This is a genomic window from Vibrio breoganii (assembly GCF_024346795.1).
Taxonomy (GTDB): domain Bacteria; phylum Pseudomonadota; class Gammaproteobacteria; order Enterobacterales; family Vibrionaceae; genus Vibrio; species Vibrio breoganii.
Genome location: NZ_AP024864.1, coordinates 775706 through 790996, shown reverse-complemented (window position 1 = coordinate 790996; position 15291 = coordinate 775706). Strand labels below are relative to the sequence as shown.

Below are 15291 nucleotides of genomic sequence, written 5' to 3'. Positions count from 1 at the left end.
GGGAAAAGAAAAGGCTCTATGGAGAGCCCTTTATGTAATCTTGTTTATAAACCAAAGAGTTAGACTATATTGCTGGTCTCTTTTTGTTTTTGTCTTTGCACAAACTCCTGAATCTGACGCTTAAAGGCATCAATACGATCGCGGGTCATTAGTGAGCGTTTATCATCTAATACGTGCCCACCTAGATCATCGGCAATCATTTGTGCAGTATGCAGCATGATCTTAAAGTTCTGCTCAGGATCGCCATAGCTTGGCAAGGTCATAAAGAACGAAATACCTTCTGTAGTGAAGGTCGCGGGGTCATCGTGAGACAATGTGCCCGGTTTAAGCATATTTGCGACACTGAATAACACTTTGCCCGTACCTGACATATCCGCATGGCGGTGATAAATGTCCATAGGACCAAAATGAAGACCGTTTTGTTCCATGCTGACAAACAAATCACTGCCGACAAAGATCTGGTTTGGCAAAGCCTTAACGTGCAAAACCAATACTTCGAGTTCTGGTTCTTCAGGTTCAGCAGCAACAGCAACTGGCGTAGTTTCCGGCTCAACGGCTATCACCTCAGGCTCCACACTCTCTTCTATCTGCGGCTCTTTAGCAACAAAGGCAGAAGATGGCTCGTCTTCATGCTTAGAGTAAGCATCAGAGCTAATGGTAATCGTTGGTAATTCATCCGTATTAACCGCGACAGTCGGTCTGATTGTCTCAACATCATCGTGGTCATGGTTGTCTAACAGTGGATCACCGATATCATCATCGAAGCTAGAAAAGCTTGGCTCTTTCTTGCCACTCTTTTTCTTCACTTTTACCACATCGAAGTCATCTTCAATCACCGGTGTCTCTGTTGCCGGACTCTTAGGAGTCACAACCTCAGACTCAGTTGAGAACTCGCTAGAGAGATCTGTTGAAGACTCGTTGGCTAATTTACTTAATGGTTTATCCGAAAACTTACCACTTTGTTCGCGTTTATTCGTCCATAAACCATGAATAAGTAGACCCGCTATCGCTAGCACACCTACAACTATCAGTACGATTCGCAATTCCTGCATTTTTTGCTCTCTGCTTTACCCTGGTGAGACACCGAGATTGAGTTACTTAAACTACTTTAACAAAACTCTCCTAGAGAGTTGAATCTTTTAATAAAATCTATTCACTTTATGCTGTGATTTTGAGCACGCTTTTCTTATATTAGGCATAATTCGCGACAATCTCCGTCATAGGAAGACAAAATGCATCAAAATTTGAACCCAATGTCAGGCTTCGGTTACTTTTTCTCCGGATTTAAATTGGCATTACAACCTGGTTTGCGCCGCTATGTATTTATGCCACTACTGATCAACATCCTTTTGGTCGGTGGCGCACTCTTCTATCTATTTAGCAATCTCAATCAATGGATTGAGCAATGGCTTGGCGCTTTACCTGAGTTTTTAGATTGGCTTCGTTACCTACTATGGCCATTACTTGCTATTACTATCCTAGCAACCTTTTCCTACTTCTTTAGTACTCTAGCAAACTTTATTGCCGCCCCGTTTAACGGGTTATTGGCTGAGAAGGTAGAACAAAAGCTCAGTCCCGAGGGAATGATTGACCAAAGTGTGGCAGACCTTATTAAGGATGTACCTCGAATATTGGGGCGTGAATGGCGCAAGCTTGTTTATCTTATGCCTAAAGCATTAGGCTTATTCTTGCTGCTACTCATTCCCGCCTTTGGTCAAACTATCGCTCCCTTTGTATGGTTTATCTTTACCTCATGGATGCTGGCCATTCAGTATTGCGACTACCCATTTGATAATCATAAGGTCGACTTTAACTCTATGCGACTTGCGCTAAAACAAAAGCAAGGTAAATCCTATGGTTACGGTTCGATGGTGGCGCTGTTTACCTCCATCCCTCTCTTGAACCTGGTTATCATGCCGGTTGCCGTGTGTGGTGCTACATTAATGTGGGTAACAGAATTCAAACAACATCAAAAAGTTAGCTATTAGTTATAACCTTTTATTCCTTTATAACAAGATAGTTGCATCTTATTCTAGGATTGTAGAAGCAATTTGCTCGAGTCATCAACAGTGTATGGCTCGACCTCAATGACATAGCGCGTCAACGCACAAGGAAGCAAGCATGAGCAAAATTTACGATGACAATTCACTCACTATAGGTAACACGCCTCTCGTTCGTTTAAACCGCGTCAGCAACGGCAACGTTCTCGCTAAAATTGAAGCACGCAACCCTAGCTTTAGTGTTAAGTGTCGTATTGGCGCCAATATGATTTGGGAAGCAGAAAAAGCAGGCACGCTAACCAAAGGCATTGAACTTGTAGAGCCTACCAGTGGTAATACGGGTGTTGCTCTTGCTTTTGTTGCAGCAGCACGTGGCTACAAACTGACGCTAACCATGCCTGAGTCAATGAGTCTTGAGCGTCGTAAGCTACTTAAAGCGCTAGGTGCAAACCTTGTTCTTACCGAAGCAGCTAAGGGCATGAAGGGTGCTATCGCTAAAGCAGAAGAGATTGTGGCTGAAAGCCCAGAAACCACTCTGCTTCTTCAGCAGTTCAACAACCCAGCAAACCCTGCAATTCATGAACAAACCACAGGCCCTGAGCTTTGGGAAGCTACTGACGGCGAGATTGATGTATTGGTTTCTGGTGTCGGTACTGGTGGTACAATTACCGGTACTAGCCGTTACATTAAGCAAACGAAAGGCAAGGCAATCACTTCTGTTGCTGTTGAGCCCGCTGAGTCTCCGGTCATCAGCCAAGTGCTTGCAGGCGAAGATGTGCAGCCTGCTCCACACAAAATTCAAGGTATCGGCGCTGGTTTCATCCCTGGCAACCTAGATTTAGAGCTAGTAGACAAGGTTGTGACTGTCACTTCAGATGAAGCTATCGATATGGCACGCCGTTTGATGGAAGAAGAAGGTATTTTAGCCGGAATCTCTTCAGGTGCAGCGGTTGTTGCTGCTAATAAAATCGCGGAACTCCCTGAATTTGTTGGGAAAACTATCGTAACCGTACTACCAAGCTCTGGTGAGCGTTACCTCAGTACTGCGTTGTTTGCTGGTATATTCACAGAGAAAGAGAATCAGCAATAAGCACAAAAAAAGTGTGCCCAAATCAAGTTTTCAACCAAAAAAGCCCCTTTTAGGGGCTTTTTTATTGATTCGCGGTCAGCATTTGGTAATATTTCTAGGCTTTATTTTTCGCTTCAAAATAAAAGAAGCACGAATTTAGGCTACACATAAAAGTCATAAGAACTTACGTAGTCAAAGTCATGAGCCAGTTTAAACAATAAATAGGCGGCTCAGACTTCAAAACATAATCTAATATCAACGGGGTATATCACATGTATGAGAAGCAAGTAGAAATCACTGCAGAAAACGGTCTTCACACTCGTCCAGCGGCGCAGTTTGTTAAAGAAGCAAAATCATTTGATGCAGATATCACTGTGACTTCTAACGGCAAAAGCGCTAGCGCGAAAAGCCTATTCAAGCTTCAAACTCTAGGTCTAGTTAAAGGCACTATGGTTACTATCTCAGCTGAAGGTCCACAAGCTACTGAAGCTGTTGACCATCTAGTAGCTCTAATGGATGAGCTACACTAAGAGACTACTGTTTCAAAAACTAAAGCCACTTCGTTGTCAACAACCAAGTGGCTTTGTTGAAATAGCGTCTATGTAAGCTAAAAATTAGTAATCCGCCCACTTATAGACCAGTTTAAGGTAAAGCTATGATCTCAGGTATTCTAGCGTCTCCAGGTATTGCTTTTGGTAAAGCACTACTTCTTCAAGAAGATGAAATCGTTCTAAACACACAAAAAATTTCTGCCGACCAAGTCGATGCAGAAGTTCAGCGTTTTTATGACGCTCGCAACAAATCAGCAGCCCAACTTGAAATCGTCAAGCAAAAAGCCCTTGAGACTTTTGGCGAAGAAAAAGAAGCGATCTTTGAAGGTCACATCATGCTTCTTGAAGACGAAGAACTAGAAGACGAAATTCTTGCTCTTATTAAAGGCGAGAAACTGACTGCAGATCATGCGATCCATTCCATCATCGAAGAGCAAGCTGTTGCGCTTGAGTCTCTAGATGACGAATACCTAAAAGAGCGTGCTACGGACATCCGTGATATCGGTACTCGCTTTGTTAAAAACGCACTAGGCATCAACATCGTTTCTCTAAGCGACATCGATGAAGAAGTTCTTCTTGTTGCTTACGATCTAACGCCATCAGAAACAGCACAAATCAACCTAGATTACGTTCTAGGCTTTGCTTGTGACATCGGCGGCCGTACGTCTCATACCTCTATCATGGCTCGCTCTCTTGAGCTTCCAGCGATCGTGGGTACTAACGACATCACTAAACGAGTGAAAAACGGCGACATGCTAATTCTGGATGCGATGAACAACAAGATCATCATTAATCCAACTGAAGCTCAGCTAAACGAAGCAAAACAAGTTCGTGATACTTTCCAAGCGGAAAAAGCCGAGTTAGCAAAACTGAAAGATCTACCAGCAATCACTCTTGATGGCCATCAAGTAGAAGTGTGCGGTAACATCGGTACAGTTAAAGACTGTGACGGCATCAACCGCAACGGCGGTGAAGGTGTTGGTCTGTACCGTACAGAATTCCTATTTATGGACCGTACTGCTCTTCCTACTGAAGACGAGCAATACCAAGCCTATAAAGAAGTTGCTGAAGCAGCGAACGGTCACTCTGTGATCATCCGTACTATGGATATCGGTGGTGACAAAGACCTACCGTACATGGATCTTCCTGAAGAAATGAACCCATTCTTAGGATGGCGTGCAATTCGTATCAGTCTAGATCGTCGTGAAATCCTACGTGATCAAGTTCGTGGCATCTTGCGTGCATCAGCACACGGTAAGCTTCGCATCATGTTCCCTATGATTATCTCTGTTGAGGAAATCCGTGAACTGAAAGCAGCTCTCGAAGAATACAAAGCAGAACTTCGCTCTGAAGGCCTAGCGTTTGACGAAAACATCGAGATTGGTGTTATGGTTGAAACTCCGGCTGCAGCGGCAATTGCTCACCACCTAGCGAAAGAAGTTTCTTTCTTTAGTATTGGTACAAACGATTTAACTCAGTATACTCTAGCAGTAGACCGTGGTAATGAGCTTATTTCTCACCTATACAACCCACTATCACCGGCTGTTCTAACTGTGATCAAGCAGGTGATTGACGCTTCTCACAAGGAAGGTAAGTGGACTGGAATGTGTGGCGAACTAGCGGGCGACGAGCGTGCAACACTTCTTCTACTAGGTATGGGCCTAGATGAGTTCTCTATGAGCGGCATCTCTATCCCTGCAGTGAAGAAAGTAATTCGCAACGCAAACTTCGCGGAAGTAAAAGCAATGGCAGAAGAAGCTCTTCAAATGCCAACTGCCGCAGAAATCGAAGCGCACGTTGAGAAATTTATCGCGGACAAAACAAACTAATAATATAATTTAATAGAAATTAATTGCTTAGGAGCATGTAATGGGTCTGTTTGACAAACTTAAGAAGCTGGTATCGGACGAAGGCAACGCTGCAGGTTCAATCGAAATCATTTCACCTCTTTCTGGTGAGATCGTTAACATTGAAGATGTGCCAGATGTAGTTTTCGCTGAAAAAATCGTTGGTGACGGCATCGCTATCAAACCAACTGGCAACAAAATCGTTGCACCAGTGAATGGTACAATCGGTAAGATCTTTGAGACAAACCATGCGTTCTCTATTGAATCAACTGACGGTATCGAGCTATTCGTTCACTTCGGTATCGACACTGTTGAACTGAAAGGTGAAGGCTTCACTCGCATCGGTTCAGAAGGCCAAGAAGTTAAAGCTGGTGATACTATCATCGAGTTTGACCTTGCATTCCTAGAAGAGAAAGCGAAATCTACTTTGACTCCAGTTGTTATCTCTAACATGGATGAAATCAAAGAGCTGAACAAGCTTTCTGGCGCTGTAACTGTTGGTGAAACTCCAGTTCTACGCGTAACTAAGTAACTTCTACTTAGATTCAAGTGAATAAAAACGCAGCCAATGGCTGCGTTTTTTTATGCTTATCAATCAGTAATCAGCCCAACTCGCGCTTGCGGTTAGGCATGAATCGATTAAGACAGAGCCAGTTGCTTCAACATCGTCTGACTCGGCGCAAAGAAGTACGCACCTGTGACTGCTTTTGTGTAATCCAGTAGCGCATCGGTAGTGCCATCGACTTGTCCATACATGCTCTCAAGCATATCAGTGAAGTTACTTAGCGTATTACAGTAAGCGATAAAGAGTAACCCGTGATCACCAGAGACAGAGCCATACGGCAAGCTGTGACGGACAATCTTCAAGCCCTTGCCTTCTTTTTTGATATCTACACGTCCTACGTGAGACTCAGCCGGCACGTCTTCAAGCTCTATCGAATCTTCTTTAGTTCGACCAATCTTTTGTTCTTGTTGACTGACAGACAGGGCATTCCAAGCAGGTAGGTTGTGCTCAAAGCGTTGCACCATTACATAGCTGCCGCCTTCAAAAGGACCTTCACTTAAAAGAGCCACTTCAGATCTTGCATCCCCTTTCGGGTTTTCAGTGCCATCAACAAAGTCCGTCATATCGCGCGAATCTAGGTAACGGTAACCGTAAGTTTCATCAACAATAGTGACGTCATTAGCGATCTCTTGCATTAACTTACGCAGTAAGAAAAAGTGCAGGTCGTGACGGTGCGAATGGCAATGCACCAGTACATCGACGTCTGTTGTCGGTGCTTCAATATCGCCACACTCTAAGCGAGGAAACGGAATCAGTTCGCTCGGTACGTCTTTAGAAATGCTCTCACTCCAAAATTGGTGAGAAAAAGCAATGCTACTGGTTAAATGTGCACCGGGTTGATTGAAATTGATATCCCCTACCCAGTCACCCATCTGTTGCAGTGCGTTCAGTACTTTGCTTTTATCTCCGGTAACCTTGATAAGCACGTATAACGCAAATGGGCCCGGTTCTGGCACTATGGCCGCTTGAGGTTGAATCATTGTAATTTCCTTAGACTAATTATCCGAAATGCTGTCAAAACAATCTTTTACTCGTCGGCTGTTGAATAGATAAATAATAATCCAACTCAATCCAACGACTGATAGGGCTGCGCCCCAAGTAAACTGACCATGTTGCAAAGAAATATAGTGCAACTCGAGTGCCAACTGGACGATAGAGAGTAGGATGGTCGTCATACGACCGAGGCCAATCAATTTGTTTAGCCATCTTCTATCCGGGTTTCTTAACCCAATCACCCACATTAACAGCAGGCTCGGCACTCCCATACACATCATAATATATAGACTGAAAGAGTTAGGATAGATCATCGAAAGGATATCGCTTCCTTTATCGCGAGTGACTCCTGCCATCACAAACACTATCCAGCCTCTGGCTAAGAACAACCAAGCAAACCAAAGCCAAATTGGCGCTTTTAGATAGCCATTCTTGTCATATTCTTCAATTAAATAACGCACATTATCCACTTTCTATTGAAGAACTTATTTATAATTAAGGGCATAATTAACTCTGGCACTTCACTTGCAAAAAACTTATGAAAAAGAACAATACGACAATCTCTTCAGAAACCCAACAACAAGCGATGCAGGTCGCTAAATCTACCCAAAAACCTGGGCAAACCAAAGAGCAAACCAAGCTCATTGCGTTGGGAATAGAAAAGGGTATCGCTGAATATAAAAAACGTCAGAAGCAAAAGGCGCGTGAAGCCGACAAGCAAAAAAAACGCAGTCAAAGGCAAAAACAAAGCGCGACTGAATCGGTAACCGGTGATGTGGCAGAAACAGAAGCCCCATCCAACTCAAGTAAATTACCTTGGGCACTATTAGTCGTCAGTTGGATAGGTTTTATTGCTTATGTTGTGCTTACTGCTGCGTAGCGTATCAAGACAGGTGAGAGCGGATTTCGGTGGTATTGCCTGCCACCCATTGCTGGTCTAGCGGGCCCCAATCGGACACTTGATAGTAGCCATCATTGTGGCGACAACCATCCTGAACAAATTTCAACGAGATGCCGATCCCCGGCAGGGCCTTCAAAACATCTTGGATCGTGCGACGTGGCCAACCTGTGCATTCTATTAATTTGGGAACATTTGGACGCTCCATGCTTGCAACCAAATGAGCTAAATATATACGACGAGCAAAAACAGGATTCAATTCCATTGATACCTCCTACAACTGTTTTCACCAATTATTGCCAATATGGGCGAGAACGACTTGAGTCTGATCAAACAACATTGACTCTTTATTCGCTTTTGTGAATTTTTTTACACAATTCATCGCTTATGTGCGCTACTTCAAACCGAGTTAGGTATACAAGATGTTGGATTTGTTTGGTAGGATTCAAGTATCGATAAACGCACTAAGGACAGATCATGAGCGTAATCATGTATGGTATCCCAAATTGTGACACCATAAAAAAAGCCAAGAAGTGGCTTCAAGAACATCAAATAGAATTCACCTTTCACGACTATCGCAAACAAGGTATCACTACCGAAATCGTGAGCGAGTTTTGTGACTTTTTTGGTTGGGAACAAGTGCTCAATAAGCGCGGCACCACTTACCGACAACTGTCTGACGAACAAAAACAAACCCTAGACCGTGACAATGCCATTGCCCTTTTGCTTGAGCATCCCGCCATGGTCAAACGCCCTATCATACGCATTGGCGATCTTCTGCATATTGGCTTTAAAGCCGACCAATACGACAACATTTTTCATATTTAAGGAATTAGGATGAACTCAAGTCCTGTTTTAGACTTGGCTATCGACTTGATGAGCCGTCAATCTGTCACTCCAGAAGATGCTGGCTGCCAACCTCTGATGATTGAACGTCTTAAAGCGCTCGGCTTTGACATTGAAGTCATGCATTTCGAAGATACGCTCAATCTATGGGCTCGTAAGGGCTCAGAAGCGCCCTTGTTTGCCTTCGCTGGACACACTGATGTGGTGCCAGCAGGAAACCTCAATGACTGGCACACACCTCCATTTGAGCCAACAGTAAAAGAGGGCTACCTATACGGTCGTGGCGCAGCAGATATGAAGGGCTCGCTGGCTTCTATGATTGTTGCAGTAGAGCGCTTTATCGCTGAAAATCCTGACCATAAAGGCTCTATCGCCTTTTTAATCACATCAGACGAAGAAGGCCCGTTCATCAACGGTACGACCCGAGTCGTTGACACCCTTGTTGCTCGTGATGAAATCATCGACATGTGTATTGTGGGTGAACCTTCAAGCACAGAAAAGGTGGGTGATGTTGTTAAAAACGGTCGCCGAGGCTCATTTACGGGTGAATTGACCGTTAAAGGTATTCAAGGCCACGTCGCCTACCCACATATTGCGAAGAACCCGATTCACCATGCTCTTCCTGCGCTAACTGAGTTAAGCCAAATAGAATGGGACAATGGCAATGAGTTCTTCCCGCCAACCAGCTTCCAGATCCCAAATCTCAATGGTGGTACGGGCGCGAGCAATGTCATTCCAGGCGAATTGCATGCGATGTTCAACCTAAGATACAGCACTGAGATCCATCATGAGCTGATCAAAGAGCGCGTCTACGAGGTGCTGAACAAGTATGACTTTGACTATGACCTAAAGTGGACGCTAAATGGCGAACCCTTCCTAACAGATACCGGTGACCTATTAACGGCTGTGGTTGATGCTGTCGCTAAAGTGAACGGCGTAGAGCCTCAACTTCTTACCACAGGTGGAACCTCCGACGGTCGATTCATTGCCAAGATGGGCACTCAGGTCATTGAACTGGGCCCAGTGAATGCCACCATTCACAAGGTGAACGAATGCGTGAAGGCGGAAGACTTAGATCTACTGGCTGACATGTACCAAAACGTTCTGGTTAACCTACTGGGTCAATAATATGCAAAAGACTAGCGACTGGGATCACCGACAGCTTACCGGGCTGAGCCAATCACACCTTACGATTCTGAGTCTCAATGAGCGTGAGGTATTGGTTCACAAGGATGTTGAATCGGCGCTTCTATCGCTGGTTGCTCTTGCCAAAAAAGCAGGGTTCGAGATTGCAATAGCCAGTGGTTATCGTGACTTTGCAAGGCAACGCCTGATATGGAACAACAAGTATCTGGGTCTGAGACCGACTCTAAGTAGTGATGGTCAAGTGCTTGATGCCAAGTCTCTCTCTATAGAGGAGCGCATTCATGCCATATTGCGTTGGTCTGCGCTTCCCGGGGCAAGTCGCCATCATTGGGGGTGTGATTTTGATTTGTACGCCCACAACCTTCTGCCTTCCGATACCAAGCTTCAGTTAGAACCATGGGAATACTTAGAGGGACATCAGGCACCGTTTTATCAGTGGTTGCTTAGCAATGCGCAGCAACTGGGGTTCTTTTTCCCCTACTCTAAAGACAAGGGGGGCGTAGCAATCGAGCCTTGGCACCTTAGCCACCAGCAAACCTCTAACCTTGCCTTAGAGCAACTGACCCAAAGCATGCTTGCTGAAACCCTAGAGCAAAACCCAATAGAGGGAAGCCGCGAGGTATTAAAGCACCTCAATAGCATCTACACTCAATATGTTACCAACATTTCAACTACGTAGGACATCTCACGCATGTTTTTAGATTTATTGTTCAACCCTTGGGTAATCATTACCATCGTAGTTAGCGTTATTGTCGGTAATATTGCAGCACTTAAATACACTGCAAATATGAAGGTAGGTACTATGTCTAGAGATCAGAAAGACGATATTGAACGACTCAAAGAGTTGGATGAAGAGCGCCAGAAGAAGGTCAATGAACACCTGAAAAAGAAAAGCCCAGGCCAATCTAATGATGATGGAGAGAGTGGCGGAGAATAACGCTTTATCGCGAACAAAAAAAAGGAGCTATCACATGTGTGAAGCTCCTTTTTTAATTTCAGTATCAGAGACTTAGTTCGATTCTGATTCTTTTGGTTCAGTGCTTTGCTGCATCATAGTCGCCAACACTGGAATCATCTCTTCTAACATAGGCTCTGTAACAGGCTTACCAGAAGCATCGGTAATGTTAATGGAGGTTCGGTTACCTAAATCACCCAACAGGAATGTGTAAGTCTCTCCGTTATAGCTCAGTGGCTTGGTGCCTACACTTTCCCAGAAATCATCACTTGGTGGCGCATACAAGGCCTTAATTTCACCTTGAGATTGATTTCGCTCATCAATACTAAAGCCCATAATTGGCAGCAGTTCCGGGAAGCGCTGCCAGAAAGCATCATAGGGTGCACGAGCAATGATAATAGGCAGACCGCTGCGGTCTTTACCCATGCTCAGAGGAATCACTTTAACCAATTCTAGCGCTTGTTTTGCCGCTTCTTCACGAACCACTTGATCGTAGCGAGACATCACCAAGTTCGTCATCAAGGTGTTGTATCGTTCTTTATTGGTGTAGCTCACCGCCTGCTCTTGACGGCCTTCTTTCCAAGCAATCAAGCTAATGCGGAAGCCATAGCGAGAATTTTTTTCAAATCGTTCAATGAGGTAGCGACTGCTGAGGGTTTCTTCCTCATCTTCCTCTTCCCACACGATCCAATCGGTTTCGATAGTGCTGTCTGTCGATTCTATAAGCTTGATATCGCGCGTTGACATCATATCTTGAGCCGTCTGCCAAACCTTGTCGCGTTCATCTTCAGTTAGCAGCCAAAGGGTAATAACCCCATCACGCTGCTCTGTACGTGCACCAGGGATGAGCTCTAGAACTTGCTGAGGAGGTCGAATATCGACTTCTCTACCCGTGCCACCAATGTATTCACCTTCAGGGATCTGATAATTCGGATACTCTTCGAGTTGCTGATCTTCGGGCGAGACAAGGACATCAAGAGGCTTTGCATCTAGATACTTAAAGTCGTCTTTTGCTTGACGACGCTCTGCTGCACTACCTGCACAACCACTTAAAATAGCGACAGCCAGTGAACTGAGCACCAGCTGATTAACAAACTTCATTAAAACTCCTGACTCTTCACGCCTACGTTGAGGCGTGAATCGTAGATAATAGATTTAGCTGATATTGGCTTGTGCCAATGCTGCCTTAACCACTTCTTGGCCGGCTTCTGACAACGGCGTCATTGGTAAACGTAGTCCGCCATTCTCAATCAAATGTAACTCATGGGCAGCCCATTTTACAGGGATTGGGCTCGACTCAACAAACAGTCCAGAATGCAGACCCATCAAACGTTGGTTGATGATTTCCGCTTCTGCATAGTTATTTTGCTCAGCTAGCTTAAACATGTCCGCCATATCGCGTGCGGCAATGTTATTGGTCACAGAGATAACGCCGTGTCCGCCTAGTTTAACGAAATCTAGACCCGTAGCGTCATCACCACTAAGTAAGATAAAGTCTTCGCCACAAAGTTCCCTATGTTTTTCAACACGAGAGAGATCGCCAGTGGCATCTTTAACTGCAACAATCTTGTCAATCTTAGCCAGGCGAGCAACAGTTTCAGGTTGCATATCAACACCGGTACGACCAGGGACATTGTACAAAATGATAGGCACAGCGCTCGCTTTAGCGATGGCTTTGAAATGCTGGTACAAGCCTTCTTGAGTAGGCTTATTGTAATATGGCGTGACACTTAAACAACCTGCAATACCAGAATTGTTAAGTAAACGACTAAAAGTGATAGCTTCGTGAGTGGCGTTTGCTCCAGTACCTGCAATGACGGGAATACGCCCATCAGCAAATTCGACTACCTTACTAACGACCTTCACATGTTCTTCAACGGTAAGCGTTGCCGACTCACCTGTAGTACCCACTGCAACAATCGCAGAGGTGCCAGCATCAATATGATACTCAACCAAGTTCTTGAGGCTTTGGTAATCCACTTCACCATCGATATTGAAAGGCGTTAATAAAGCAACGATACTTCCTGAAAACATGATTCACTCCCTAAATTTCATTGATATCGCATGGTACTTGATAGAGATTAGATAACACAAGCGGATAAAGGCTTAGCCGTGAATTATTTACCATTTATTTGCATACAGTTTGACCCTGTCGACCTCTAAAAATCGGCAGATGTTAATCATGTTAGATTTTCTAACATTTACCAACACAACTGCAATTGTTTCCGTGTATGCTAATAAGATTATTGTCAGTCGAAGGATCACACTATGGCGCAGCACCTAGTCATTACTGCCGTCGGTACAGACCGCCCAGGTATTGGCAACAAAATCATTCATTTAGTCTCAGATCTAGGCTGTAACATCATTGACAGCAGAATAGCGCTATTTGGCAATGACTTTACCCTAATCATGTTGATTTCCGGCACGGTCTCACAGGTCACTCGAGTGGAGCATTCACTTCCACAATTAGGCCAAGAACATGACCTCATCACCATAGTTAAACGTACTTCACCTCACCAAGAGATAGCACAAGGCTTTACTCTAGAGGTGAATGTTCAGGCAACGGATAAGATTGGTCTTACAGAGAGAATCACCCACTTCTTTGCAGATAGAGAGATAGGCATTAGCTCGCTAAGCGCCCGTACTCTGAGTAAAGAAAAAACCAAACAGGGTGAAGACCAATTTCAGATCTCGATAACGGCTTTTCTATCAAATGAATACAATTTGATGCAGTTGCAAGAAGACTTTACTTCTCTTTGCGACGACCTCGGCGTCAAAGGAACTCTCAACTTCATTAACAACGGATAATGTTTAAGGAACTTCAATGCAAACATTAACGGCTGGTACTCCGGCACCAGATGTGACTCTTTTAGACCAAGATGGCAATGCCGTCTCACTGAAAGACCTTAAGGGACAAAAAGTCCTGTTTTACTTCTACCCTAAAGCGATGACCCCAGGTTGCACCGTTCAGGCTCAAGGCCTTCGTGATGTAAAAGCAGAGCTGGATGCACACAATGTGTTAGTGCTTGGCGTTAGCATCGATCCTGTGAAACGACTAGGCAAGTTCATTGAACGTGACAACCTCAACTTCACTCTACTATCAGATGAAGACCACTCTGCCGCAGAGGCGTTTGGGGTTTGGGGAGAGAAGAAGTTCATGGGCAAGGTCTATGACGGCTTGCACCGTATTAGCTTCCTTATCAATGAGGAAGGTGTCATTGAGCATGTGTTTAACAAGTTCAAAACCAAAACCCACCATGAAGTGGTGTTGGACTATTTGAACCAAGCCTAAAAACAAAAAGCCAGTCCTAATGACTGGCTTTCTTTTACCTCACACTAAGTGATGGTTTAACGCTACTCTACCGCATCCAAATTAGGGTGAGTGAAGGCATTCACCACCGCTTTCACTAGGGTCGCCAAAGGTATCGCGAAGAAGATCCCCCAGAATCCCCACAAGCCACCAAACACCAATACCGAGATAATAATCGCGACTGGGTGCAGGTTTACCGCCTCTGAGAATAGAACCGGAACCAGCACATTGCCATCTAAAGCCTGAATAATGCCGTAGGCAATCAATAAGTAATAAAACGGTGGTGTGAGTCCCCACTGGAACAATCCAACGATGGCAATGGGCACAGTCACTGCCGCTGCGCCAATATATGGAATCAATACTGACAGACCTACCGCAACGGCAAGTAGTGCTGAGTAACGCAGGTCCAGAATCACAAAGGTCACGTAGCTTACGCCACCCACAATCAAAATCTCTAATACCTTCCCGCGAATGTAGTTTGAGATTTGGTCGTTCATTTCATGCCATACCTGATAAGCCAGGTTACGGTTTTGAGGAAGCATTCCGCCCAACATGCTTAGCATTTCTTCTTTATCTTTTAACAAGAAGAAAATCAGAAGCGGTACCAAGATTAAGTAAACGCCTATCGTGGCTAGGCTGACTAAAGAGGCAAGCGATCCCTTAACTATGCTCTCGCCCAGACCAACGAATTTGTTTTTCATGTCAGCAAACACAAACTCAACATTGGTCACAGTCGCCAGTTCCGGATAACGCTCTGGAATACTGTTGATGTAATTTTGCAGTTCGAGATACATGTTCGGTACATCATTCATTAGATTACCGATCTGTTGCCAAATGGTAGGAACAATGCCGATAAAGGCGACCAATACTAAGCCGATAAACAACAACAAGACTAAAATTACGGCAAAGGTTCTAGGGATACCAAACCGTATAAGCTGCACAACAGGCCACTCTAGGAGGTAAGCCAATACAATAGCCACCAATAAGGGTGCAATAAGGTGGCCAAAGAAATAGATGGTAATGAAACCAAATAAGATGATCGCAACTAGGCTAACAGCGTGAGGGTCTGAGAATCGGCGTTTATACCATTGCTTCATCATATCAAGCATGG

Annotated in this window: 19 protein-coding genes; 12 read left to right on the top strand and 7 right to left on the bottom strand. The window is 44.5% G+C overall.

The genetic code is table 11. The features are described from left to right. Window positions 1–59: 59 nt before the first annotated feature. A complete protein-coding gene (gene zipA / locus OCU35_RS03770) occupies window positions 60–1052 on the bottom strand; it encodes a cell division protein ZipA (RefSeq protein WP_261825672.1) in 993 nt (330 codons plus the stop codon). A gap of 180 nt (window positions 1053–1232) precedes the next feature. On the opposite strand from zipA, the gene cysZ reads away from it, so the two are divergent. From cysZ to crr, 5 genes are all read left to right on the top strand, one after another. Next, window positions 1233–1988: a sulfate transporter CysZ gene (gene cysZ / locus OCU35_RS03765; protein WP_017029257.1), complete on the top strand. Its 756-nt coding sequence runs from the start codon at window positions 1233–1235 to the stop codon at window positions 1986–1988. A 133-nt stretch (window positions 1989–2121) separates the two neighbouring features. Then, complete coding sequence (gene cysK, locus OCU35_RS03760) at window positions 2122–3090, top strand: cysteine synthase A (protein ID WP_017243846.1); 969 nt, start codon at window positions 2122–2124, stop codon at window positions 3088–3090. Window positions 3091–3341: 251 nt separating this feature from the next. Continuing rightward, window positions 3342–3599, top strand: coding sequence for an HPr family phosphocarrier protein (locus OCU35_RS03755; protein WP_017029255.1), 258 nt, complete (start codon window positions 3342–3344; stop codon window positions 3597–3599). Between the two features lie 125 nt (window positions 3600–3724). Continuing rightward, window positions 3725–5449: a phosphoenolpyruvate-protein phosphotransferase PtsI gene (ptsI, locus tag OCU35_RS03750; RefSeq protein ID WP_017032626.1), complete on the top strand. Its 1725-nt coding sequence runs from the start codon at window positions 3725–3727 to the stop codon at window positions 5447–5449. 40 nt (window positions 5450–5489) lie between these two features. Next, a complete protein-coding gene (crr, locus tag OCU35_RS03745) occupies window positions 5490–5999 on the top strand; it encodes a PTS glucose transporter subunit IIA (RefSeq protein WP_017029253.1) in 510 nt (169 codons plus the stop codon). A gap of 107 nt (window positions 6000–6106) precedes the next feature. On the opposite strand, the gene OCU35_RS03740 is transcribed toward crr, so the two are convergent. Further along, window positions 6107–7012 (bottom strand): Dyp-type peroxidase, encoded by a 906-nt coding sequence (locus OCU35_RS03740; RefSeq protein ID WP_017029252.1) that lies wholly within the window; start codon window positions 7010–7012, stop codon window positions 6107–6109. 15 nt (window positions 7013–7027) lie between these two features. Further along, window positions 7028–7486, bottom strand: a complete 459-nt coding sequence (locus tag OCU35_RS03735; RefSeq protein WP_017029251.1) for a DUF2919 domain-containing protein — start codon at window positions 7484–7486, stop codon at window positions 7028–7030. 77 nt (window positions 7487–7563) lie between these two features. Here OCU35_RS03735 and OCU35_RS03730 point away from each other — a divergent pair, with 77 nt between their 5' ends. Then, on the top strand, window positions 7564–7905 hold the full coding sequence (locus OCU35_RS03730) for a DUF2956 domain-containing protein (RefSeq protein ID WP_261825671.1): 342 nt from the start codon (window positions 7564–7566) through the stop codon (window positions 7903–7905). Window positions 7906–7909: 4 nt separating this feature from the next. Here OCU35_RS03730 and OCU35_RS03725 read toward each other — a convergent pair whose 3' ends face one another. Next, complete coding sequence (locus OCU35_RS03725) at window positions 7910–8188, bottom strand: winged helix-turn-helix domain-containing protein (protein WP_017029249.1); 279 nt, start codon at window positions 8186–8188, stop codon at window positions 7910–7912. A gap of 212 nt (window positions 8189–8400) precedes the next feature. Here OCU35_RS03725 and OCU35_RS03720 point away from each other — a divergent pair, with 212 nt between their 5' ends. Genes OCU35_RS03720 through OCU35_RS03705 form a run of 4 tightly spaced genes read left to right on the top strand, consistent with a single transcriptional unit; the run spans window position 8401 to window position 10852 of the window. Further along, complete coding sequence (locus tag OCU35_RS03720; RefSeq protein WP_261825670.1) at window positions 8401–8751, top strand: ArsC family reductase; 351 nt, start codon at window positions 8401–8403, stop codon at window positions 8749–8751. A gap of 9 nt (window positions 8752–8760) precedes the next feature. Further along, window positions 8761–9897, top strand: a complete 1137-nt coding sequence (dapE, locus tag OCU35_RS03715; RefSeq protein WP_261825669.1) for a succinyl-diaminopimelate desuccinylase — start codon at window positions 8761–8763, stop codon at window positions 9895–9897. Window position 9898: 1 nt separating this feature from the next. Then, window positions 9899–10594: a M15 family metallopeptidase gene (locus tag OCU35_RS03710; protein WP_102329376.1), complete on the top strand. Its 696-nt coding sequence runs from the start codon at window positions 9899–9901 to the stop codon at window positions 10592–10594. 12 nt (window positions 10595–10606) lie between these two features. Further along, window positions 10607–10852, top strand: coding sequence for a DUF2897 family protein (locus OCU35_RS03705; protein WP_017032631.1), 246 nt, complete (start codon window positions 10607–10609; stop codon window positions 10850–10852). 72 nt (window positions 10853–10924) lie between these two features. On the opposite strand, the gene bamC is transcribed toward OCU35_RS03705, so the two are convergent. Together bamC and dapA are read right to left on the bottom strand one after the other, a co-directional pair. Then, window positions 10925–11971, bottom strand: coding sequence for an outer membrane protein assembly factor BamC (bamC, locus tag OCU35_RS03700; RefSeq protein WP_017032632.1), 1047 nt, complete (start codon window positions 11969–11971; stop codon window positions 10925–10927). A gap of 54 nt (window positions 11972–12025) precedes the next feature. Continuing rightward, window positions 12026–12904, bottom strand: coding sequence for a 4-hydroxy-tetrahydrodipicolinate synthase (dapA, locus tag OCU35_RS03695; RefSeq protein WP_017029243.1), 879 nt, complete (start codon window positions 12902–12904; stop codon window positions 12026–12028). Window positions 12905–13138: 234 nt separating this feature from the next. Here dapA and OCU35_RS03690 point away from each other — a divergent pair, with 234 nt between their 5' ends. After that, on the top strand, window positions 13139–13678 hold the full coding sequence (locus OCU35_RS03690; protein ID WP_017029242.1) for a glycine cleavage system protein R: 540 nt from the start codon (window positions 13139–13141) through the stop codon (window positions 13676–13678). Window positions 13679–13694: 16 nt separating this feature from the next. Beyond that, the gene (bcp, locus tag OCU35_RS03685; RefSeq protein ID WP_017029241.1) at window positions 13695–14162 is read left to right on the top strand and encodes a thioredoxin-dependent thiol peroxidase; all 468 of its coding nucleotides are present in this window, start codon (window positions 13695–13697) and stop codon (window positions 14160–14162) included. A gap of 62 nt (window positions 14163–14224) precedes the next feature. On the opposite strand, the gene OCU35_RS03680 is transcribed toward bcp, so the two are convergent. Next, window positions 14225–15289 carry an AI-2E family transporter gene (locus tag OCU35_RS03680; protein ID WP_017029240.1) on the bottom strand — a complete coding sequence of 355 codons (1065 nt, stop codon included), beginning with the start codon at window positions 15287–15289 and terminating at the stop codon, window positions 14225–14227. Window positions 15290–15291: the final 2 nt, after the last annotated feature.

Excerpts from the sequence above, each read along its gene's own strand:
- zipA (WP_261825672.1), bottom strand. The coding sequence starts at position 1,052 with ATGCAGGAATTGCGAATCGTACTGATAGTTGTAGGTGTGCTAGCGATA.
- cysZ (WP_017029257.1), top strand. The coding sequence starts at position 1,233 with ATGCATCAAAATTTGAACCCAATGTCAGGCTTCGGTTACTTTTTCTCC.
- cysK (WP_017243846.1), top strand. The coding sequence starts at position 2,122 with ATGAGCAAAATTTACGATGACAATTCACTCACTATAGGTAACACGCCT.
- OCU35_RS03755 (WP_017029255.1), top strand. The coding sequence starts at position 3,342 with ATGTATGAGAAGCAAGTAGAAATCACTGCAGAAAACGGTCTTCACACT.
- ptsI (WP_017032626.1), top strand. The coding sequence starts at position 3,725 with ATGATCTCAGGTATTCTAGCGTCTCCAGGTATTGCTTTTGGTAAAGCA.
- crr (WP_017029253.1), top strand. The coding sequence starts at position 5,490 with ATGGGTCTGTTTGACAAACTTAAGAAGCTGGTATCGGACGAAGGCAAC.
- OCU35_RS03740 (WP_017029252.1), bottom strand. The coding sequence starts at position 7,012 with ATGATTCAACCTCAAGCGGCCATAGTGCCAGAACCGGGCCCATTTGCG.
- OCU35_RS03730 (WP_261825671.1), top strand. The coding sequence starts at position 7,564 with ATGAAAAAGAACAATACGACAATCTCTTCAGAAACCCAACAACAAGCG.
- OCU35_RS03725 (WP_017029249.1), bottom strand. The coding sequence starts at position 8,188 with ATGGAATTGAATCCTGTTTTTGCTCGTCGTATATATTTAGCTCATTTG.
- OCU35_RS03720 (WP_261825670.1), top strand. The coding sequence starts at position 8,401 with ATGAGCGTAATCATGTATGGTATCCCAAATTGTGACACCATAAAAAAA.
- dapE (WP_261825669.1), top strand. The coding sequence starts at position 8,761 with ATGAACTCAAGTCCTGTTTTAGACTTGGCTATCGACTTGATGAGCCGT.
- OCU35_RS03710 (WP_102329376.1), top strand. The coding sequence starts at position 9,899 with ATGCAAAAGACTAGCGACTGGGATCACCGACAGCTTACCGGGCTGAGC.
- OCU35_RS03705 (WP_017032631.1), top strand. The coding sequence starts at position 10,607 with ATGTTTTTAGATTTATTGTTCAACCCTTGGGTAATCATTACCATCGTA.
- bamC (WP_017032632.1), bottom strand. The coding sequence starts at position 11,971 with ATGAAGTTTGTTAATCAGCTGGTGCTCAGTTCACTGGCTGTCGCTATT.
- dapA (WP_017029243.1), bottom strand. The coding sequence starts at position 12,904 with ATGTTTTCAGGAAGTATCGTTGCTTTATTAACGCCTTTCAATATCGAT.
- OCU35_RS03690 (WP_017029242.1), top strand. The coding sequence starts at position 13,139 with ATGGCGCAGCACCTAGTCATTACTGCCGTCGGTACAGACCGCCCAGGT.
- bcp (WP_017029241.1), top strand. The coding sequence starts at position 13,695 with ATGCAAACATTAACGGCTGGTACTCCGGCACCAGATGTGACTCTTTTA.
- OCU35_RS03680 (WP_017029240.1), bottom strand. The coding sequence starts at position 15,289 with ATGCTTGATATGATGAAGCAATGGTATAAACGCCGATTCTCAGACCCT.